The sequence below is a fragment of the Methyloversatilis sp. RAC08 genome (assembly GCF_001713355.1).
In the GTDB taxonomy this organism is placed as follows: Bacteria; Pseudomonadota; Gammaproteobacteria; order Burkholderiales; family Rhodocyclaceae; genus Methyloversatilis.
In genome coordinates this window covers 3,012,903-3,033,919 of the sequence record NZ_CP016448.1, presented here as the reverse complement: position 1 = coordinate 3,033,919, position 21,017 = coordinate 3,012,903, and the positions used below count along the sequence as shown (strand labels likewise).

Genomic DNA, 21,017 nt, shown 5'->3' with positions numbered 1-21,017 from the left:
TTTCGTTCCGTTGAATGAATTGAAAGGACGCAGTTTACCCGGCTGACGCGCCGGTCACCGCAGTTGGGTCTTGACGCGGGTTGCGAACAGCCGGCGCAAGCGGTCGATCTTCGGTGCCACGACGGCCATGCAGTAGGGCTGCAGCGGATTGTGATCGTAGTAGTTGAAGTGATAGGGCTCGGCCGGCCAGAACGTCACGTCGCCTTCCACCCGGGTGACGATGGGCGCGGCAAAGCGCTGCGCAGCGGTCAGCTGCGCGATCACATTGCGGGCGGTGGCCGCCTGCACGCCGTCACGGCAGAAGACCACCGATCGGTACTGGGTGCCGACATCGTTGCCCTGACGGTTTTCGGTCGTCGGATCATGCAGCGCGAAAAACACCTCGAGCAATTCGGCGAAACCGATGATCGACGTATCGAACGAAATGCGCAGCACTTCTGCGTGGCCGGTCCGACCGCCGCACACCTGCTCGTAAGTCGGGTTCGGCACCGGACCGCCGGCATACCCCGGTTCGACCTCGATCACGCCTTCGACGCGGTTGAACACCGCCTCCAGGCACCAGAAACAGCCGCCGCCCAGCAGGGCGGTTTCGGTCGGTACGGCATTCATCATCGGATCCTCCAGAGCGTGCGCCGTGTGGCAATTCCGCCGTCGGGCAGTTGCCTGACCATGGATCGACCCACAGCAGGTACCGAGGTTCAGCCGGGCCGCGCAGCGGTCGGTATCCGCATGTATCAGGAGGCCACGCGCCGTTTGCGAAGCACTTGTCCGGCGCGCTGCAACATGCGTCTCATCGGCAAACCTTGTATCGTTCGGGGCAAATCACCCATCCATAAACGTCGCCGGAACCCAAGTTGATGCTCTCCCAGGAAGCCTTGCAGGACTGGCGCGGCCTTGCGCTGCGCGTTGAAGAAGAGGTACGTCGCGCCATCGTCGGCCAGGACGACACCCTGCGTCTGATCAATGTGGCGCTTTTCGCTCGCGGCCACGTGCTGCTCGAAGGCGATGTCGGCGTCGGCAAGACCACGGTGCTGCGTGCATTTGCCCGCGCCATCGGCGGTGATTTCGAACGCGTAGAGGGCACGGTCGACCTGATGCCCAACGACCTCGTCTACCACACCTATGTCGACAACGAGGGCAAGCCACGCATCGAGCCGGGCCCGCTGCTCCGGCACGGCGAGCGACTCACGACGTTCTTCTTCAATGAGATCAACCGTGCCCGCCCGCAGGTGCAGTCGCTGCTGCTGCGGGCGATGGCCGAACGCACGCTATCGGCGTTCAACCGCGAGTACAGCTTTCCGCACATGACGGTGTTCGCCGACCGCAACCGCGTCGAGCGTGAGGAAACCTTCGAGCTCGCTTCGGCCGCACGCGACCGCTTCATGTTCGAACTGCGCATGCTGACCCCGTCGGACGATGACACGCGCCGCGCGCTGGTGTTCGACCCGCGCTTCCACGACACCGACGCACTGATCGACACGGTGACGCCGGGCGTCGTCGACTGGATGCAGATGAACACCATCGGCGCGGCGATCCAGCGTTCGGTGACCGCGACCGACGCGCTGCAGCGCTACGCGATGGACATCTGGGCCGCCACCAGCGACCCGGTGAAGTACGGGCTGCAGATCGACGGCGTCGACATGTCGCGCCTGATCCTGGCCGGCGCCAGCCCGCGCGGCATGGGCATGCTGATGCGCGCCGCACGCGTCGTGGCCTGGATGGACGGCCGCGACTACCTGACGCCGGAAGACATGCGCGCCGTGCTGCCGTCTACCTTGGTACATCGCGTGTTCTTCACGCCGGTCTATGAACTGCGCCGCGCCGAACTGGCCGATGCACTGGTGTCGCAAATGCTGGAACGGGTCGCCACACCCTGATCGGGCAGCGGGCAAGACCGGCACCATGAACGCTCCAAAAGACTTCCACTACCGCATGCCGCGACGCATTGGCGGGCAGCGGCCGGGCGCGCATCGCAGCGTGACGGCGGGCAGCGGGCAGGAATTCATCGCCCACCAGACGCTGTTCGACCGGCCGGACCCGCGCCGGCTCGACCTGCGCGCCAGCGTGCGCGACCCGGAACAGCGCTGGCTGGTGCGGGTGACGCGCCAGCGCGCCGGCATTCCGGTCTATCTGGTGGCCGACGTATCGGCATCGATGGCATTCGGCTCGACCGCCACCAAGCTGGAACGGCTGGCAGAATTCGCCCGCTCGCTCGGCGATTCGAGTTTCTGGATGGGCGACGCGCTCGGCCTGCTGGCATTCGACCGCACCGAACGCACCGACCTGATGCTGGCGCCCATGCGCTCGCGCGGCGCCGGCCTGATGATTGCCGAGGCGCTGCTGCGCAGCCGTGCCGACCAGCCGTCGAGCGCCGGGCTGGCCGAAGCCTGCATGCGCATCGCCGGACGGCAGGCGCTGGTGTTCGTGGCATCCGACTTCCACGCGCCGCTGCCCGAACTGGGCAAGGCGTTCGACCTGCTGTCGCATGCTCACGTAGTACCGCTGGTCATCTGGGACGAAGTGGAACCGCAGGCGCCGGACGGAGACGGCCTGCTTGCACTGCGCGACATCGAAACCGGTCGCCGACGCGGGCTGTGGCTGCGACCGGTCATCCGCCGGCGCTGGAAGGACGCTTTCGCGCAGCGCCGGGCCGACCTGCAGAAAATGTTCGCCGACCGCGGCATGCGCCCTTTCTACATGACGGGCGCGTTCGATGCGGACGCGCTGTCGCGCTATTTTTTCGAGGCTGTCTGACATGCAACCCACCTACTGGAGACTGCGCCTGCTCAGCATTGGCGCGGCACTGGCGCTGCTGACGCTGGGGCCCTGCCATGCGCAGGACGCTGCTGCGCCGGCTCAGGCAGCGGCTCAGGAGGCCGTGCAGGACGCTCCGCCGGCAGCCCCCCAGGCCGCTGCGCTGTCGATCGCACCCGATGTGCAGCCGCTGCGGCCGTTCGGCCATGTCATCGGCGACGTGATCACGCAGCGCATCGCGCTTGACCATGAAGGTCGCCAGCTGGAACCCGAGGCGTTGCCCGAGCTGGAACGGGTCGGCAACTGGTTTCAGCGGCGCGACGTGCGCATCGAACGCGATGCCGCCGGCCGGCGCTGGCTGGTCATCGACTACCAGATCATCAATGTGCCGGACGAATTGCGCGCGATCGACCTGCCGGCGCTCGACCTCGCGACGAAAACACCCGGCGTGCGTCTGGAAACCGGCGTGCTGCCGGTGACCGTAGCGCCGCTGACGCCAACTGTCGTGCTGGCGCGTGCCGGTCTGGAGGAAATGCGGCCGGACGCCGGGGCGCCGCGCATCGACACCGCGCCGCTGGAGCGGCGACTGCACTTCGCGCTGTACGCGGCCGCCGCGCTGGCAGCCGCCTGGCTGGCGCTGTACGTGCTGCGCCAGCTGCGCGCGCGCAACAGCCTGCCCTTCACGCGTGCCGCGCGTGACATGCGCCACCTCGACCCGGGATCGACCGCGATCTGGCAACGCATGCACCGCGCGCTCGATGAAACAGCCGGTCAGGTCGTGCGCAGTCACAACCTCGCGTCCCTGCTCGCCCGCGCGCCGTGGCTGGCGCCGCTGCAGTCCGAGCTCGAACGCTTCTTCGAGGCCTCGCAGAAGCGCTTCTTTGCCGACCACCCGGTCGACGGACAGGAACCGGCTGCGCTGTGCGCACGCGTGGCCAGGCTCGAACGGCAGGCGCTCGCATGAACGATGCGGTGAATGGTCTGTTCGGCAGCCTCCTTGGCGGCCTGTTCGGCGGACTCGAATTTGCGTCGCCACTGTGGCTGCTCGCGCTGCCGCTGGCCCTGCTGCCGCTGTGGCCACGTCGTCGCCACACCCTCGATTACGCCTGCATCGACTGGCTGCCACGCGATGGGCTGGGCGATGCGCTGCTGCGCGGCGGCCGCATTGCAGCCGCGCTCGCCATGCTGGCCGCCATCCTGGGTGTGGCCGGCATCGGCCAGCCTGCGACCGAGCTGCAACGCACCGGCCGCGGCGCCGAAATCGCCATCGTGCTCGACCGCAGCCGCAGCATGGACGAACCGCTGGTGCCCAAGGGCCGGCAGCCGGTCATCGACTCTTCGCATGAATCGAAGGGCAAGGTGGCGCGCCGGCTGCTCAGCGATTTCGCACAACGGCGACCGGAAGACCGCTACGCGCTGCTGCTGTTCAGCTCGACGCCGATGGCAGTAGTGTCGTTCACACAGCATGGCGACGTGGTGCAGGCGGCGATCGAAGCCGGCGGCATCGGCCGCGGCCTGTCGGAAACCGACATCGGTCGCGCCCTGCTGGCAGGCGCCGAACAATTCGAGCGGCGCGCCTACTCGGGCAGCCGCATCCTGCTGCTGGTATCGGACGGCGCCGCCCAGGTCGATCCCGACATGCGCGAACGCATCACCCGCGCGCTGAACAAGAACCGGGTGGCGGTGTATTGGGTATTCATCCGCTCGGCCCTCAGCCAGGGACTGGACGGCGACCCGGACGACGGCAACATGCCGGAGGCGGCGCTGCACGCCTTCCTGAAATCGACCGGCGTACCCTATCAGGCTTTCGAAGCCGAAGACCCGGAAGCGGTCAAGCTGGCGGTGGCCGAGGTCGACCGCCAGCAGAACCTGCCGCTCGACTACGCAGAACGCATTCCGCGCCGCGATTTCTCGGCCTGGTTCTTCGCTCTGGCTCTGCTGGCCGGCGCCCTCGCGCTGGCCAGTCGCCTGCTGACGAAACCGGCCTGGACACAGGACCTTCCATCATGAAACTCCGTCAGGCGGGCACTGCGCTCGTCATCCTGCTCGCGTCGAGCCTGCTGTTTTCGGCCTACGAAGCCTACCGGCTGTCGCAGGCGCGCGACTTCAACCGTCTGCTCACCACGGCCGTCGATGCCGCGGCCACACAGGACACGCCGGAAGCGGAATTCGCCCGCGCACTGTCGCTGGCCGAGCGCAACGACTACGAAGGTGCCGTGCGCGCCTACAAGACGCTGTCGCGCACGACCGAGGGTGCGCTGCTGGAAGCCGTTCTGTACAACCTCGGGAACCTTCATCTGCGCGAGGCGCTGAAGTACGGTCCGGACGAAATCGGCCGTTCGCTGCCGCTGGCCGAACTGGCCAAGACCAGCTATCGCGAATTGCTGCAGCGCAATCCGAACCACTGGGACACGAAGTACAACCTCGAACGCACATTGCGCCTCGCGCCCGAACGCGAAGAGGTGCTGACCGAGGCGCCGCCGCTGCCGCAGAACAGCGAGCGCGCGGTGACGACCATGAAGGCCTTCACGCTGGGGCTGCCATGATGTTTTCGCCCGCTGTGCTGCTGGCCCGCGCGCGCAGCGCGCACGCGCTGCCGCTCAGTCTTGCGGCACTGCTGTTTGCGGTGGCTGCCGTACTGCCGCCGCTGCCGCTGCCCGGCCCCAGCTATCACCACATGGTGGTGCTGGACATCACGCAGAGCATGAATACGCGGGATTACGAACTCGACGGCAAGCCGGTCAACCGGCTCGACTATGCCAAGCACAGTCTCGGCCAGTCGCTGCGCACCCTGCCCTGCGGTTCGCGCATCGGCTGGGGTGTGTTCTCGGAGTACCGCCTGCTGGCGCTGATGACACCGGTCGAAGTGTGCAGCAACTACCACGAACTGCTGGCAACGCTCGCCAATATAGATGGCCAGATGTCTTGGGCCGGTGCCAGCGAGGTGTCGAAGGGGCTGTTTTCATCGATACGCGCATTGCGCGACATGGAACAGCCGCCTTCGCTGGTGTTCGTGACCGACGGTCACGAGGCACCGCCGCTGAACCCGAAAATGCGCCCGTCCTTCGACGGCGAACCGGGACTGGTGAAAGGCCTCATCGTCGGCACCGGTGGCGCCACGCTGAGCCCGATTCCGAAGCTGGACCTCGATGGCCGGCCACTCGGCTACTGGAAGGCCGACGAAGTCGTGCAGAGCAATACGGCCTCGCGCAGCGGCAGCAGCAGCGCGGCGCAGGAGACCATGGTCGACGATTCCGGTCTGGCGATCGAAAGCACTCAGGCCAGCGGTACCGAGCACCTGTCGAACCTGAAAGGCGCCCACCTGCGCGACCTGGCGACCCAGACCGGCATGCGTTACGAGGCGCTTGCATCGCCTGACGATCTGGCGAGTGCGCTGGTCGATCCGGCTTTCGCGCGTCAGCAATCGGTGCCCACGGAACTGGGCTGGGTGCCGGCACTGCTCGGCCTGCTGTGCCTCGCCTGGGCCTATCGACCCGATCTGCGCCTACTGCGCCCTGGCGCCTGACGGAGCCGGTTCACCGCGTCGTCAAGCGGTGATGCATTGTGCAACCGTCGGTCTGTGAGGCCGGGCCGCCAGCTGCTTCCGGCGAATGCCCGGACCAATCCGGGAATACCTAATCCCATTGCCAGGGAAGGATTCCCGATCGACGGGAGAAGGCTTGCCCGCCCCGGGGAGAATCTCCTGCCGTTGCAGTTTGCCATGCTATAAAACCCATAACCCGATGGAGGCGAGCCACTTATGACCTCTCGGGCCGGCGGTTGCAGTTCGTTCTGCAAAACGCCCCGGTTAATACATGGCAACAAGGAGAAGCCAATGTCCAACAAGTTCAGGCAAGTGCCGCTGTGGGTGGCCGCACTCGCGATTCCGGGGACCGCCCTGGCCAACGCCGATGTCGCCAAGCTGATCAAGGACCCGAAGAACTGGGCCATGCAGGCCGGCAACTTCGAAAACCAGCGCTACAGCACGCTGAATCAGATCAACAAGAAGAATGTGAAGGACCTGAAGGTTGCCTGGACCTTCTCGACCGGCGTGCTGCGCGGTCACGAAGGCGGCCCGCTGGTCATCGGCGACACGCTGTTCGTGCACTCACCCTTCCCCAACAAGGTGTTCGCGATCGATCTGGAAACCCAGAAGATCAAGTGGAAGTACGAGCCGAAGCAGGATCCGTCAGTGATCCCGGTGATGTGCTGCGACACCGTCAATCGTGGTCTCGCCTACGCCGAAGGCAAGGTGTTCCTGCAGCAGGCCGACACCACGCTCGTGGCCATGGACGCCAGGACCGGCAAGGTTCTGTGGTCGGTCAAGAACGGCAACCCGAAGATCGGCGAAACGAATACCCAGGCACCGCACGTGTTCAAGGACAAGGTGATCACAGGCATTTCCGGCGGTGAATTCGGCGTCCGCGGCTTCGTGGCAGCCTACGACATCAACACCGGCAAGATGGTGTGGAAGGGCTACAGCACCGGCCCCGACGCCGAAATGCTGATGGACCCGGAAAAGACGATGACCTGGACCGACGGCAAGATGGCGCCGGTGGGCAAGGACTCGTCGCTGAAGAGCTGGCAGGGCGACCAGTGGAAGATCGGTGGCGGTTCGACCTGGGGCTGGTATTCGTATGATCAGGCCGAAAACCTGATGTACTACGGTTCGGGCAACCCCTCGACCTGGAACCCGACCCAGCGCCCGGGTGACAACAAGTGGTCGATGACCATCTGGGCACGCGACGTCGATACCGGCATGACGCGCTGGGTGTACCAGATGACCCCGCACGACGAGTGGGACTTCGACGGCGTCAATGAAATGATCCTTGCCGACATCGATGTGAAGGGCAAGAAGCGCAAGTCACTGGTGCACTTCGACCGCAATGGATTCGGCTACACGCTGGATCGCGTGACCGGCGAACTGCTCGTGGCCGAGAAATTCGACCCGAAGGTCAATTGGGCCACGCACGTGGACATGAAGACCGGCCGCCCGCAGGTCGTGGCCAAGTACTCGACCCGGCTGAACGGCGAAGATGTGAACAGCAAAGGCATCTGCCCGGCCGCTCTGGGTTCGAAGGACCAGCAGCCCGCTTCGTTCAACCCGAAGAATGGCCTGTTCTACGTGCCGACGAACCACGTCTGCATGGACTACGAGCCGTTCCGTGTTGAATACACCGCCGGTCAGCCGTACGTCGGCGCCACCCTGTCGATGTACCCGGCCCCGGGCAGCCACGGCGGCATGGGCAACTTCATCACCTGGGACGCAGGCAAGGGCAAGATCGTCCAGTCCAAGCCGGAGAAGTTCTCGGTCTGGTCGGGTTCGCTGGTCACGGCCGGTGGCATCGCCTGCTACGGCACGCTCGAGGGCTACCTCAAGTGCGTCGATGCCGACGATATCAACAAGGAACTGTACAAGTTCAAGACCCCGTCGGGCATCATCGGCAACGTGACGACCTGGGAATTCAAGGGCAAGCAGTACATCGGCATCCTGTCGGGTATCGGCGGTTGGGCCGGCATCGGCCTCGCAGCCGGTCTCGAAAAGCCGACCGATGGTCTGGGCGCCGTGGGTGGTTACGCCGAACTGGCTTCCTACACCGAGCTGGGCGGCACGATGACTGTCTTCGCACTGCCGTAATCGTGCGTTGAGCGGAAAGCGCAGCTTGCGCTTTCCGCAGGCCTACCGGACCGGCACAGTGCGGACACGCCGGTGCCGGTTTTCGCTTGAGGCACCTCCCTGGTGCGCCGAAAACCTGCGTAACTCACTGCTCCGCCCACGTTGCGCAGTGCAACATGCAGCGATTTTCTCCATGTTGCAGCGCGCCACAGCCGATGCCACCAACCACCGCAGAAGCCAATATTTACAACATGGAGCGATTTTTAATCACTTTGTCAAGTTTAAAATTTTAGAACAACGCGGGGAAAACTTCCCGCTGTTCAAAAATCGTGTGCTATATCTTCATTACCCCGACGCTCAGTGCTACTTATGGACGTCGCCGGGAATAGCGGCCAAAGCCTTCTACTCGAGGTTTTGGCTTTTTGGTCGGAATGAGGAGGAGCCTATTTCCATGAAGATGAAAACACTGCCCCTGTGGGTCGCCGCACTTGCCATCCCGGGCACCGCATTGGCCAACGCCGATGTCGCCAAGCTGATCAAGGACCCGAAGAACTGGGCCATGCAAGCCGGCAACTTCGAAAACCAGCGCTACAGCACCCTGAATCAAATCAACAAGAAAAACGTCAAAGACCTCAAGGTTGCATGGACTTTCTCGACCGGCGTGCTGCGCGGTCATGAAGGTGGCCCGCTGGTGATCGGTGACACGCTGTTCGTACACTCGCCCTTCCCCAACAAGGTGTTCGCGATCGATCTGGAAACCCAGAAGATCAAGTGGAAGTACGAGCCGAAGCAGGATCCGTCAGTGATCCCGGTGATGTGCTGCGACACCGTCAATCGTGGTCTCGCCTACGCCGAAGGCAAGGTGTTCCTGCAGCAGGCCGACACCACGCTCGTCGCCCTCGACTCCAAGTCGGGCAAGGTGCTGTGGTCGGTCAAGAATGGCGATCCGAAGGTTGGCGCCACCAATACGAACGCCCCGCACGTGTTCAAGGACAAGGTCATCACCGGTATTTCCGGCGGTGAATTCGGCGTCCGCGGCTTCGTGGCTGCTTACGACATCAACACCGGCAAGCAGGTCTGGAAGGGCTACAGCACGGGTCCCGACGCAGAAATGCTGATCGATCCGGACAAGACGATGACCTGGACCAACGGCAAGATGGCGCCGGTTGGCAAGGACTCGTCGCTGAAGACCTGGCAGGGCGACCAGTGGAAGATCGGTGGCGGCACGACCTGGGGCTGGTACTCGTACGACCCGCAGGAAAACCTGATGTACTACGGTTCGGGCAACCCCTCGACCTGGAACCCGTCGCAGCGCCCGGGTGACAACAAGTGGTCGATGACCCTGTTTGCACGTGATGTCGATACCGGCATGACGCGCTGGGTGTACCAGATGACCCCGCACGACGAGTGGGACTTCGACGGCATCAATGAAGTCATCCTGGCCGACGTGGACGTCAAGGGCAAGAAGCGCAAGGTTGCGGTTCACTTCGACCGCAACGGCTTCGGCTACACGATGGACCGTGTGACCGGCGAGCTGCTGACTGCTGAAAAGTTTGACCCGAAGGTGAACTGGGCCACCCACGTCGACATGAACACCGGTCGTCCGCAAGTGGTTGCCAAGTACTCGACCCGTCAGAACGGCGAAGATGTGAACAGCAAGGGCATCTGCCCGGCCGCTCTGGGTTCGAAGGACCAGCAGCCCGCTTCGTTCAACCCGAAGAATGGCCTGTTCTACGTGCCGACGAACCACGTCTGCATGGACTACGAGCCGTTCCGTGTTGAATACACCGCCGGTCAGCCGTACGTCGGCGCCACCCTGTCGATGTACCCGGCCCCGGGCAGCCACGGCGGCATGGGCAACTTCATCACCTGGGACGCAGGCAAGGGCAAGATCGTCCAGTCCAAGCCGGAGAAGTTCTCGGTCTGGTCGGGTTCGCTGGTCACCGCCGGTGGCATCGCCTGCTACGGCACGCTCGAGGGTTACCTCAAGTGCGTCGATGCCGACGATATCAACAAGGAACTGTACAAGTTCAAGACCCCGTCGGGCATCATCGGCAACGTGACGACCTGGGAATTCAAGGGCAAGCAGTACATCGGTATCCTGTCGGGTATCGGCGGTTGGGCCGGCATCGGCCTCGCAGCCGGTCTCGAAAAGCCGACCGATGGTCTGGGCGCCGTGGGTGGTTACGCCGAACTCTCGAGCTACACCGAGCTGGGCGGCACGATGACTGTCTTCGCACTGCCGTAATCGTGCGTTGAGCGGAAAGCGCAGCTGCGCTTTCCGCAAGGTCCCCGGACTGGCACCGTGCGGAAACGCCGGTGCCAGTCTTTTTTTGTCCGCAAAATGCGTGCGACAGGTGTCGTGAGCACCCGGCAAACCAGGGGAGAATGATGAGAAAGCAGTTCATGCAGGCAGTCATGCTGATGCTGATGACTTCGGCTCACATGGCGACGGCACAGACAACGCCCTATCAGGTGCAGGGCGGCAACAAGGTGGATGACGCCACGCTGGCAGGCTGGCGCGCGTGGCGCAACGCGGCGTGCGAACGCTGCCATGGCCCGAATCAGGAAGGCATGGTGGGGCCTTCGCTGATCGTCAGCCTCAAGACACTCGGGCGCGACGACTTCAAGGCAGTCGTGACCAAGGGTCGCGTGGAGCGCGGCATGCCCAACTTCGATGGTTCAAGGCAGGTCATGGACAATCTCGACGGCCTGTACGCTTACCTGAAAGGTCGTTCCGATGGGGCGATCCGGCCCGGCCGCATCGAAAAGATGGACTGAGCGAAAACAAAACCGCGGGCGCACTGTCACACCCGTTCCCGTGTGAGACGCACGGAACAAGAATTCAAGCAGAGCCCGGGCTTCATTGCCCAGCAAGGGTTCATTCATCCGGAGGAGACCTGAAACAATGAAACATTCCCTGATCGCTGCTGCCTTCCTGCTGGGCACCGGACTTGCCGCACCGGCGCTGCAGGCGCAGGAAACCGGCGACGACAAGGTGCTGCGCGTCTGCGCAGACCCGAACAACCTGCCACTGTCGAACGACAAGGGCGAAGGTTTCGAGAACAAGATTGCCGAGCTGCTGGCCAAGGACATGGGTTACGCACTCGAGTACACCTATTTCCCGCACCGCATGGGCTTCATTCGGATGACCCTGAAGGCCAAGCACGAAAAGCTGCCTGGCCGCTACAAGTGCGACCTCATCATCGGCGTGCCGGTCGGCTTCGACATGGGCGCGACGATCAAGCCCTATTTCCGCTCGACTTACGCCATGGTGTTCAAGAAAGGCACGGGTCTGGACGACGTGAAGGTGCCGGACGACCTGCTCAAGCTGCCGCCGGAAAAGCTCAAGTCACTGAAATTCGGCGTGTTTTCCCAAACGCCGCCGGTGGACTGGCTGCTGCGCAACAAGCTGTTCGACCAGGCAATTTCCTATCAGCGCCAGTCCGGCGACCCCGGTGCCTACCCGGGCGAAATCGTCGAAAAGGATCTGGTCGCCGGCAAGGTCGATGTCGCGATGGCGTGGGGTCCGATCGCGGGTTACTTCGGCCGCAATGCGAAGGCCGGCGATCTGGTGACCGTCGGTTTCCCGCCTGAAAACACGATCAAGTTCGATTACGCGATCACGATGGCCGTGCGCTATGGCGAGAAGGACTGGAAGAACAAGATCGAAGAAACCGTTCAGCGCAATCTGCCCGGCATCCAGGCCATCCTGACCTCGTACGGCGTTCCGCTGATCGACGAGTCGCAGGCCAGCCAGACGGCTGCCGACCGCTGATCACCGCGACCGCCATGACGGGCCATCTCCCGCCTGCCGCCTGCCTGCTGACGCTGGCACTGTGGCCGTTTCCGGCCATGGCGCTTGACCAGCAGGACATCGCGGCGCTGATCAAGCTGCGACCGAGCGTGCTGAAGGTCGAAGCCTCCGATGACCGGGGCAACATATCGGTCGGCACCGGCGTGGCAGTCGGCCCGGGCATCATCGCCACCGCCTGCCACGTGACCGCCCGCGCCATGACCATACGCGTGGTCAGCAACGGCGAACGCATGCAGGTGAGTTCGCAGCGCGCACAGGTCGGGCGCGACCTGTGTCTGCTCGACGTACCCGGTGCCTCCCAGGTGCCGGTGGTCGAACTGCGCAGCACACCGCTCAAGCCGGGCGAGGAACTGGTCGCGCTGGGCTACATCCTCGGCGTGGCGCCCCGGGTGAGCAACGGCATGGTGCTGCAGCTGCACCCGCACGACGGCGCAAGCGTCATCCAGAGCACCACACCCTTCACGTCGGGGGCCAGCGGCGGCGGACTGTTCGATCGCGAGCACCGGCTGGTCGGCGTGATGACCTTCAAGTTCCGCAGCGGCACCGACAACCAGTTTTCGATGCCGGTCGAATGGATACGCGAGGGCTTGGCACTGCCTGCCGGCCCGGACGTTGCCCCCCTGAGCGGTCTGGCCTTCTGGAATGAAAGCGATAGCGCCCTGCCCGTCTTCCTGCAGACGCTGCGCCTGCAGACGGAAGCACGCTGGGGCGAGCTGGAATCGCGTGCCCGCGGCTGGATCGCCGGCAATTCCGGCGATGCATCGGCCTGGCATGCGCTCGGTCGTGCGCAGGTCAAGCAGGGGCGGCCGGTGGATGGCATCGCTGCACTGGAGCGCGCCAACGCGCTCGAAGCCGACAATCCGGTGTTCCTGACCGATCTCGCCACCGCCCAGCTCGGCCAGCGCGACGAAGCCGGCTATGCCCGGACACGGGCGCGACTCGCCGGACTTTCACCGGGCGCGCTGAACCTGCTCGACCAGCGGCTGCAAGGCTGCGCCGTCAACGCCGACGCAGCATGCTGAACACAACCCAGCCGGACCCGAAGAGGTCCGCACTTTCATCACGAGGAGTCATCATGATCAAGCACATCAAGCTGTCTGCGCTGTTGCTGGCGCTGGCCATTGCAGCCGGCAACAGCCACGCCGAACCGAGCGACGAAATCACCGAAGCCGAAAAGCAGCTGTTCCTGAACGACCAGCTGTCGTCACTGAAGGCACCGACCACACTGAGCTACACCTTCAAGCGCAGCGGCAGTCTGGAAAAGCCGTTCGAAGACAAGGTGGAGGTGCGCATCAGCGAAGAGGCCGGCGCGCGCAAGGTCAATACGGCCTGTCTCAGCGGCACCAACAAGAAGGAGATGCCCGAGGTCGATGGCGGCCTGAGCAATCCGGCACTGATGTGCTTCCTCGAACGCGACATCGCCGAAATGGAGCGCCTGACCGGCGGCAAGGCGGCCTATTTCCGCAAGCGCATCCGGCTCGCGCTGTCGGAGGGCCCGACCGCCAAACCGGTCAAGGTGAGCTTCGGCGGCAAGACGGTCGATGCCCGGGAATACCGCATCACCCCCTACAGCAATGATCCGAACAAGCAGAAGTTTCCGAAGTATGTCGGCAAGACCTACATCTTCGTGCTGTCCGACGCGGTGCCGGGCGGCATCTACCGGGTCGACAGCCAGATTCCCGATCTGAGCAAGCCGGACGGCAAGGCGGTGCTGATCGAGGACGACATGATGCTGGCCGGCAGCGGCATCAAGGGCTGACACCCGGCGGCAGATCGGGAGCCCGGATCAGCGGGCGGCCTCGATCTGCAGCATGAAATCTTCGGCCGGCAACGGTCGGGAAAACAGATAGCCCTGCATCAGGCCGCATTTTCGCTGCGCCAGAAACTGCCGCTGCGCCTCGGTTTCAACGCCTTCGGCGACGACACGCAGGCCGAGTGCATGCGCCATGGCGAGGATGGCATCGACGATGGACGCATCGCTTTCGTCGTCCGGCAGGTCACGCACAAAGCTGCGGTCGATCTTCAGCAGATCGATCGGAAACTGCTTCAGCGTGGACAGCGACGAGTAGCCGGTGCCGAAATCGTCGATCGACAGCGTCAGGCCAAGCGCCTTCAGCGCCGCCAGCTTGGCCAGCGCACTTTCGGGCTCGTGCATCACCGCGCTTTCGGTCAGTTCCACATGCAGGAAGTGGCTCGACAGCCGGTTCGACTGCAGCGCGTCGACAATCTGCGGCAGCAGCGAGTCGGAACGGAAATTGATGGCCGAAAGATTGATTGCAACCGGCACCACAGGCCGCCCCTGATCGCGCCACTGTGCAATCTGCCGGCAGGCCTCCCGCACCACCCATTCGCCGATCGGCACGATGAGACCGGTTTCTTCGGCGACCGGAATGAATTCGACCGGAGACACCGCGCCACGTTGCGGGTGGTTCCAGCGCAGCAGCGCTTCGGCCGACACGATGCGCCCGGTCACGGCGTCCACCTGCGGCTGGTAGTGCAGCGCGAACTGGCCCGCTTCCAGTGCGTGCGCCATGTCCTGCTCCAGCGACAGCCGTTCGATCGCCCGCTGCTGCATGGTTTCGGTGAAGAATTCGAAGGTATTGCGGCCGCGCTGCTTGGCGGCATACATCGCCATGTCCGCGTGGCGGAGCAGGGTTTCGGCGTCGTCGCCATTTTCCGGGAACAGTGCGATGCCGACCGACGCCGTCACCACCAGTTCGACGTGATCCATCTGGATCGGCTGTCCCAGTTCCTGGCAGATGCGGGCCGCCACGCGGGCCGCATCTTCGGTGTGCGCCAGGTCGGTCAGCAGCACGGTGAATTCGTCGCCGCCCAGCCGCGCGACGACTTCATCCGGCTGCAGCCCTTCGCGCCCGACGAAGTCGGCCGAACGTACCGATCCGAGCAGGCGGCTCGCCACCTCGCGCAGGATCTGGTCCCCCAGCGTATGGCCGAAACTGTCGTTGATGCGCTTGAGACGGTCTAGATCGAGGTAAAGCAAGGCACAGCGCTTGCCCAGCCGACGCGAGCGGGCCAGTGCGTGGTCGAGCATTTCGCGGAACATCTGGCGGTTGGCGAGGCCGGTCAGGCTGTCGTGGTAGGCGAGAAAGCGGATGCGCTGCTCGGCCAGTTCGCGCTCGGTCACGTCCTGGGTCACGCCTTCGATGCGCACCACGCGGCCGAATTCATCACGCACCGGCAGCGCCTGCTCGAACAGCGTCACCAGCGAGCCGTCGGCGCGCTGAACGCGGAAACTCATCTGATAGGGCACGCCATCGCGGGCGCGCTCCATCGCCGCATGCAGATGCTGTCGATCCGGGCTGAGCACGCGCGACAGCAGGCCGAACGGAACCTGCTGGGCCGCCGCGCGCGTATCGCCCCACAGGTCGATGCAGATGGCGCTGCGCTCGCAACGGTCTTCCCCGACATGCCAGATCCAGCCGCCCAGCCGCGCCACGCGCTGCGCCACCGCGAGCCGGCGTTCCGACACTTCGAGTTCCATCACGGTGCTGGCCGCCCGCAGTGCGTAGCGCACGCGATAGACCAGCAGCGTCCAGTTCAGCGGTTTGGTGACGAAATCGGTCGCGCCGAGCGAATAGGCACTGTCGATCGATACCGTGTCGTCCATGCCGGTGAGCATGATGACCGGCAGACGCCGGCCATGCGCCCGCTCGCGGATGCGCCGACACACCTCGAAGCCATCCATGCCGCTCATGTTGACGTCGAGCAGCACCAGCGAAAACCCGTGGCTGTCGAACAGTTCGAGCGCCTGTTCGCCGCTGGCCGCTTCCATCACTTCGAAGCCGGCGCTGATCAGCGCTTCGGTCGCCATCAGGCGCACCATCACGTCGTCGTCGACGAGAAGAATCATGTGCGAAATCCCGGTTCTCCGCTGGCGGGGTTCATCATCGGGGCGGGCGCATCGTCCAGCGCGCCGAAAGCGGCCAGCGTCTGCTGCACAGCCTGTTCGAGGTGCAGACGCAATTGCCCGTCGAAGGTGATGCGGCCGCTGCGCGCGGCGTTTTCGACATCGCTCGCGAGGCTGCTTATATATATGGCACCGAGCGCGCCGCTCGAACTTTTCAGCCGGTGCGCCGCCAGACGCAGTGCGTGGGCATCCCCCGCGGAGGCGGCGTCGCGCAGCGCATCGATGATCGCGGCAGCTTCATTGCGCCAGGTCGCCAGCACGCGCGTGCGCAGCCCGGCGCGGTTCTCGCGCATGCCGGGCACGCTGAACAGGATGCGCAGGTCAAGCACGGCAGCGGCGTCGGGCGAGGCCGCGTGATCGTCCTGCTGGGGGGGAATCCGCACATTCATCTGTCAAGCTTTCGAGAGCACGCTGCCTGGAACGCAGCTTGATTATGCGCGGCGTGACCTGCAAGTACAGGGCGGAGACTTCACGTTACACCTTCCGTTTTCGGCGTCACGGCATGCAACTTGAGCCTGTGTCGCCGGGCGGCGGGCTAGAATCGATCTCGACCCGTCATTCAACTGGCTGACTGCAACGCTTCCGGATACCCATGAACACGAACCCGCTGCTCGATTTTTCCGCCCTGCCCCGTTTCGACCTCATCCAGCCGGAGCATGTCGCGCCGGCGATCACCGACCTGCTGACCCGCTATCAGGCGCTGATCGACGAATTGATCGCGCGCCCCGAAGCCCCGACCTGGGACGGGTTCGCGGCGCCGATCACCGACATGGGCGAACAGGTGAACCGCGCCTGGGGCGTGGTCGGCCACCTGCACGGCGTGAATGACGTGCCGGCCTGGCGCGAGGCGTACAACGCTTCGCTGCCCGAAATCACCCGCTTCTACAGCTCGCTCGGCCAGAATCTCGCGCTGTTCGCCAAGTACCGCGCGCTGCACGATTCGCCCGAGTACGCCACGCTGTCGCCGGCGCGCCGCCGCATCCTCGACAATGAGGTGCGCGACTTCCGCCTGTCGGGCGCCGAATTGCCCGAAGAACTCAAGCCGCGCTTCAAGGAAATCCAGGAAGAGCTGGCATCGCTGTCGGCGAAGTTTTCCGAGAACCTGCTCGACGCGACCAATGCCTTTGCCGAATACGTGACCGACGAAGCACTGCTGGCCGGCCTGCCCGACGACAGCATCGAAGCGGCGCGCGAAGCGGCCCAGCGCGACGACCGCGAGGGCTGGAAATTCACGCTGCACATGCCGTCCTATCTGCCGGTGATGCAGTACGCGGACAACCGCGACCTGCGTGCGCGCATGTACCGCGCCAACGCGACCCGCGCATCCGAGTTCGGCGATGCGGCGCGCGACAACACGGCACTGATCGACCGCATCCTGTCGCTGCGCGCCGAAGAGTCGAAAATGCTCGGCTTCAACAGTTTCGCCGAACTGTCGATGGTGCCCAAGATGGCCGACACGCCGGCTCAGGTCACGGCCTTCCTGCGCGACCTCGGCGCCCGCGCCAAGCCGCACGGAAAACGCGATCTCGACGAGCTGCGCGCATTCGCCCGCAACGAATTCGGCCTCGACGAGCTGCAACCCTGGGACATGACCTGGGTGTCGGAAAAGCTGCGCGGCCACCGCTACAACTTTTCGGAACACGAGGTCAAGCAGTACTTCCCGGAGCACAAGGTGCTCGCAGGCCTGTTCCGCGTCATAGAAGGGCTTTATGGCGTCACCATCAAGCCCGATACGGCGCCGGTCTGGCACCCGGACGTGCGCTTCTTCCGCATCGAGCGCGCCGCGGCCGCGGGCAGCGAGCTGGTGGGCCAGTTCTACCTCGACCTGTACGCGCGCGACACCAAGCGCGGCGGCGCCTGGATGGACGAAGCCATCACGCGGCGGCGCGTCGCCTCGGGCGTGCAGACGCCGGTGGCCTACCTGAACTGCAACTTCCCGTCACCCGTGGGCGGCAAACCCGCCACCTTCACGCACGACGACGTGATCACGCTGTTCCACGAATCGGGGCACGGCCTGCACCACGTGCTGACGCGGGTCGATGATCTCGCGGTGTCCGGCATTCACGGCGTCGAATGGGACGCAGTCGAACTGCCGAGCCAGTTCATGGAAAACTTCTGCTGGGAGTGGGACGTGCTCAGCGGCATGACCGCGCACGTCGACACCGGCGAGCCGCTGCCGCGCGCGCTGTTCGACAAGATGATCGCCGCCAAGAACTTCCAGAGCGGCCTGCAGACGCTGCGCCAGGTCGAGTTTTCGCTGTTCGATCTGCGTCTGCACCATGAATTCGTGCCTGGCGGCGACCAGACCATGCTGCAGCTGCTCGACGAGGTGCGCGACGAAATCGCCGTCGTGCGACCGCCGGCCTGGAACCGCTTCCCGCACAGCTTCAGCCACATCTTCGCCGGCGGTTACGCGGCGGGTTACTACAGCTACAAGTGGGCCGAGGTGCTTTCGGCTGACGCCTTCGAGGCGTTCGAAGAGGCGCGCGAGCAGTCCGGCAGCGTGCTCGACACCGAAACCGGCCGGCGCTTCTGGGACGAAATCCTCGCCGTGGGCGGCTCGCGCCCGGCGCTCGAATCGTTCAAGGCCTTCCGTGGCCGCGAACCGCGCCCGGACGCGCTGCTGCGTCACAGCGGCATGGTGGCGGCCTGAATGTCGCCCCGACAGCCGATCCAACAGGGAGCTTATCGATGACGAATCTGCGCCTGCTGCTTTGCGTGTCGATCGCCGGCACCGTGTTCGCCAGCCCGGTCTGGGCTCAGACCTACAAGTGGAAGGACGCCCAGGGCAATACGCACTACAGCGGCACCCCGCCGCCGCCCGATGCCCGCTCGGTCACCGAGAAGAAGCTGCAGCCCAGCGTGGTCGAACAGGGCGCGAGCTATGCCGAGCGTGAAGCCATGCGCACGGCACCGGTGACGCTGTGGCTCGGCAACGAGTGCGACGCCCTGTGCGAGTCGGCGCTCGCCTTCCTGAAGAACCGCAGCATCGCCTACATCGAACAGCGCATCATCACCGACGAGCAGAAACAGGCTTTCGTGAAGCGCTTCAACCTGCAGGAGGCGCGCGTGCCGGCCATCAACGCCGGCAAGGACCACCTGATCGGCTTCAGCGCCAGTGCCTGGACTTCGCTGCTGAACCGCGCCGGCTACCCGGCGAAGGGCACGGCCCGGGTCGCGCCCAAGGCCCCGGCGCCCGGTACCGCGCCGACCGCCGCAGAAGCCGACCCCGCCGACACGGGCAACTGGCAACCCGCCACAGAATGACGGAGACCGGTTTGAAGATCGCCTGCTGGAACGTCAATTCGCTGAAAGTCCGCCTGCCCCACCTGACCGACTGGCTCGCCGCCGAGCAGCCCGACGTGGTGTGCCTGCAGGAAACCAAGACCGAAGACGCCACCTACCCGCGCGCCGACCTTGAAGCGGCCGGCTACCACAGCGCGATCAGCGGCCAGAAAACCTATAACGGCGTGGCCATCCTGACGAAGCAGCCGGCCGAAGACGTGCAGGCCGGCATTCCCGGCTTCGACGACGAACAGCGGCGCGTCATCGCGGCCACCGTCGGCGGCGTGCGCATCGTGTGCGCCTACTTCCCGAACGGCCAGGCCGTGGGTTCTGAAAAGTTCGAATACAAGATGCGCTGGCTCGATGCGCTCACCGCCTGGCTGCGCGACGAACTGACCCGCCACCCGCAGCTCGCCCTGCTCGGCGACTACAACATCGCCCCCGAGCCGCGCGACGCCCACCCGGACTGGAAGGACGAAATACACGTGTCGAATCAGGAGCGTGCCGCCTTCGCCGGCCTGCAGGCACTCGGCCTCAGCGACGCCTTCCGCCTGTTCGACCAGCCGGAAAAGAGCTGGTCCTGGTGGGACTATCGCGCCGGCGCCTTCCGCCGCAACTTCGGCCTGCGCATCGACCACATCCTGCTGTCGGCGCCGCTGGCCGCACGCTGCACAGCCTGCGTCGTCGACAAGGCCCCGCGCAAGCTGGAGCGCCCGTCCGACCACGCACCGGTCATCGCCACACTGTCGTGAACACCCCGGATTCCGGCGCCACCGTCAGCGCACTGACCGCGCTCTACCCGCTGCTGTCCGGCCTGTCGGCTGCGGCGCGCCAGCGCATCGAAAGCGAAGGCCGGCTGCTCGACGTGCCGGCCGGCACCCGCCTGTTCGACGAGCACCAGCCCTGCACGGGCTTTCCGTTCGTGCTGTCGGGTCAGGTCAAGGTGGCCAAGGCCTCGGCCAGCGGGCGCGAACTGCCGCTGTACCGCGTGCATGCGGGTGAAACCTGCGTCATTTCCAGCGCCTGCCTGCTCGGCCACAACGACTACAACGCCTACGGCGTCGCCGAAACCCCGCTCAAGCTGCTGGTGCTGCCGGCCGGCCTGTTCGAATCGCTGCTGGCCGAACCCGACTTCCGCCGCTTCGTGTTCGGCCTGTTTTCCGAACGCGTTGCCGACCTGATGCAACTGGTCGAAGCCATCGCCTTCCACCGCCTCGACCAGCGCCTCGCCAGCCTGCTGCTCGGCCACGGCAAGACGCTGCACACCACCCACCAGCAACTGGCCGACGAACTCGGCAGCGTGCGCGAAATCGTCACCCGCCTGCTGAAAAGCTTCGCCGACCAGGGACTGGTGTCGCTGGGGCGGAATCAGATCGATATCCTTGACGCTGCAGGGCTGCGGGGGATTGCTGCGGAGAAGAAGTGAATGAAAGACTGGCGCCCCACGTCATGTATTCAACGTCCCTTGCGTGATATCAAGCTCATCCCATAGGGGCGGCAAACCAAGGCTTTCCATATATGCGCCAAAGTCTATAAACGCACACTGATCAATGCTCTTCTCGCATAGCCACGTAGCCTCGCATTCGGGGCAAACGTAAAGTCCAGTGCCGGTCTTC

General features: G+C 64.8%; 19 protein-coding genes. 16 read left to right on the top strand and 3 right to left on the bottom strand.

The window, feature by feature from the left end; genetic code table 11:
• Nucleotides 1–54 precede the first annotated feature (54 nt).
• Nucleotides 55–609, bottom strand: a complete 555-nt coding sequence (gene msrA, locus BSY238_RS13915; protein ID WP_150124017.1) for a peptide-methionine (S)-S-oxide reductase MsrA — start codon at nucleotides 607–609, stop codon at nucleotides 55–57.
• 248 nt (nucleotides 610–857) lie between these two features.
• On the opposite strand from msrA, the gene BSY238_RS13910 reads away from it, so the two are divergent.
• The 12 genes from BSY238_RS13910 to BSY238_RS13855 all read left to right on the top strand — a co-directional run bounded on the left by BSY238_RS13910 (nucleotide 858) and on the right by BSY238_RS13855 (nucleotide 13,947).
• A complete protein-coding gene (locus BSY238_RS13910; RefSeq protein WP_069039666.1) occupies nucleotides 858–1,877 on the top strand; it encodes an AAA family ATPase in 1,020 nt (339 codons plus the stop codon).
• 25 nt (nucleotides 1,878–1,902) lie between these two features.
• Entirely contained in the window at nucleotides 1,903–2,754 is an 852-nt protein-coding gene (locus BSY238_RS13905) for a DUF58 domain-containing protein (RefSeq protein WP_069039665.1), read from the top strand.
• Between the two features lies 1 nt (nucleotide 2,755).
• On the top strand, nucleotides 2,756–3,718 hold the full coding sequence (locus BSY238_RS13900; RefSeq protein ID WP_069039664.1) for a nonribosomal peptide synthetase MxaA: 963 nt from the start codon (nucleotides 2,756–2,758) through the stop codon (nucleotides 3,716–3,718).
• Nucleotides 3,715–4,764 (top strand): vWA domain-containing protein, encoded by a 1,050-nt coding sequence (locus tag BSY238_RS13895; protein ID WP_069039663.1) that lies wholly within the window; start codon nucleotides 3,715–3,717, stop codon nucleotides 4,762–4,764. Before BSY238_RS13900 ends, BSY238_RS13895 begins: the two co-directional genes overlap by 4 nt.
• Entirely contained in the window at nucleotides 4,761–5,300 is a 540-nt protein-coding gene (locus BSY238_RS13890; protein ID WP_069039662.1) for an MxaK protein, read from the top strand. The genes BSY238_RS13895 and BSY238_RS13890 overlap by 4 nt, the downstream gene beginning before the upstream one ends.
• Entirely contained in the window at nucleotides 5,297–6,280 is a 984-nt protein-coding gene (locus BSY238_RS13885; protein ID WP_069039661.1) for a VWA domain-containing protein, read from the top strand. The genes BSY238_RS13890 and BSY238_RS13885 overlap by 4 nt, the downstream gene beginning before the upstream one ends.
• Before the next feature lie 309 nt (nucleotides 6,281–6,589).
• Complete coding sequence (locus BSY238_RS13880) at nucleotides 6,590–8,392, top strand: methanol/ethanol family PQQ-dependent dehydrogenase (RefSeq protein ID WP_069039660.1); 1,803 nt, start codon at nucleotides 6,590–6,592, stop codon at nucleotides 8,390–8,392.
• A 436-nt stretch (nucleotides 8,393–8,828) separates the two neighbouring features.
• Nucleotides 8,829–10,619, top strand: coding sequence for a methanol/ethanol family PQQ-dependent dehydrogenase (locus tag BSY238_RS13875; protein ID WP_069040698.1), 1,791 nt, complete (start codon nucleotides 8,829–8,831; stop codon nucleotides 10,617–10,619).
• Nucleotides 10,620–10,762: 143 nt separating this feature from the next.
• Entirely contained in the window at nucleotides 10,763–11,152 is a 390-nt protein-coding gene (locus BSY238_RS13870) for a c-type cytochrome (protein WP_069040697.1), read from the top strand.
• Nucleotides 11,153–11,279: 127 nt separating this feature from the next.
• The gene (locus BSY238_RS13865) at nucleotides 11,280–12,149 is read left to right on the top strand and encodes a quinoprotein dehydrogenase-associated putative ABC transporter substrate-binding protein (protein WP_069039659.1); all 870 of its coding nucleotides are present in this window, start codon (nucleotides 11,280–11,282) and stop codon (nucleotides 12,147–12,149) included.
• A gap of 14 nt (nucleotides 12,150–12,163) precedes the next feature.
• Nucleotides 12,164–13,210 carry a S1 family peptidase gene (locus BSY238_RS13860; protein ID WP_069039658.1) on the top strand — a complete coding sequence of 349 codons (1,047 nt, stop codon included), beginning with the start codon at nucleotides 12,164–12,166 and terminating at the stop codon, nucleotides 13,208–13,210.
• Nucleotides 13,211–13,263: 53 nt separating this feature from the next.
• On the top strand, nucleotides 13,264–13,947 hold the full coding sequence (locus tag BSY238_RS13855) for a hypothetical protein (protein WP_069039657.1): 684 nt from the start codon (nucleotides 13,264–13,266) through the stop codon (nucleotides 13,945–13,947).
• A gap of 27 nt (nucleotides 13,948–13,974) precedes the next feature.
• Here the strand turns inward: BSY238_RS13855 and BSY238_RS13850 are convergent, their stop codons facing one another.
• Nucleotides 13,975–16,059 (bottom strand): putative bifunctional diguanylate cyclase/phosphodiesterase, encoded by a 2,085-nt coding sequence (locus BSY238_RS13850; RefSeq protein ID WP_069039656.1) that lies wholly within the window; start codon nucleotides 16,057–16,059, stop codon nucleotides 13,975–13,977.
• Nucleotides 16,056–16,505 carry an Hpt domain-containing protein gene (locus BSY238_RS13845; protein ID WP_069039655.1) on the bottom strand — a complete coding sequence of 150 codons (450 nt, stop codon included), beginning with the start codon at nucleotides 16,503–16,505 and terminating at the stop codon, nucleotides 16,056–16,058. The genes BSY238_RS13850 and BSY238_RS13845 overlap by 4 nt, the downstream gene beginning before the upstream one ends.
• Nucleotides 16,506–16,708: 203 nt before the next feature.
• Here BSY238_RS13845 and BSY238_RS13840 point away from each other — a divergent pair, with 203 nt between their 5' ends.
• Genes BSY238_RS13840 through BSY238_RS13825 form a run of 4 tightly spaced genes read left to right on the top strand, consistent with a single transcriptional unit; the run spans nucleotide 16,709 to nucleotide 20,827 of the window.
• The gene (locus BSY238_RS13840; RefSeq protein WP_190295018.1) at nucleotides 16,709–18,769 is read left to right on the top strand and encodes a M3 family metallopeptidase; all 2,061 of its coding nucleotides are present in this window, start codon (nucleotides 16,709–16,711) and stop codon (nucleotides 18,767–18,769) included.
• Between the two features lie 38 nt (nucleotides 18,770–18,807).
• Nucleotides 18,808–19,383: a DUF4124 domain-containing protein gene (locus BSY238_RS13835; protein WP_069039654.1), complete on the top strand. Its 576-nt coding sequence runs from the start codon at nucleotides 18,808–18,810 to the stop codon at nucleotides 19,381–19,383.
• Nucleotides 19,384–19,394: 11 nt separating this feature from the next.
• Nucleotides 19,395–20,153, top strand: a complete 759-nt coding sequence (gene xth, locus BSY238_RS13830; protein WP_069040695.1) for an exodeoxyribonuclease III — start codon at nucleotides 19,395–19,397, stop codon at nucleotides 20,151–20,153.
• Entirely contained in the window at nucleotides 20,150–20,827 is a 678-nt protein-coding gene (locus BSY238_RS13825; protein WP_069039653.1) for a Crp/Fnr family transcriptional regulator, read from the top strand. The genes xth and BSY238_RS13825 overlap by 4 nt, the downstream gene beginning before the upstream one ends.
• The last annotated feature ends 190 nt before the right edge of the window (nucleotides 20,828–21,017 follow it).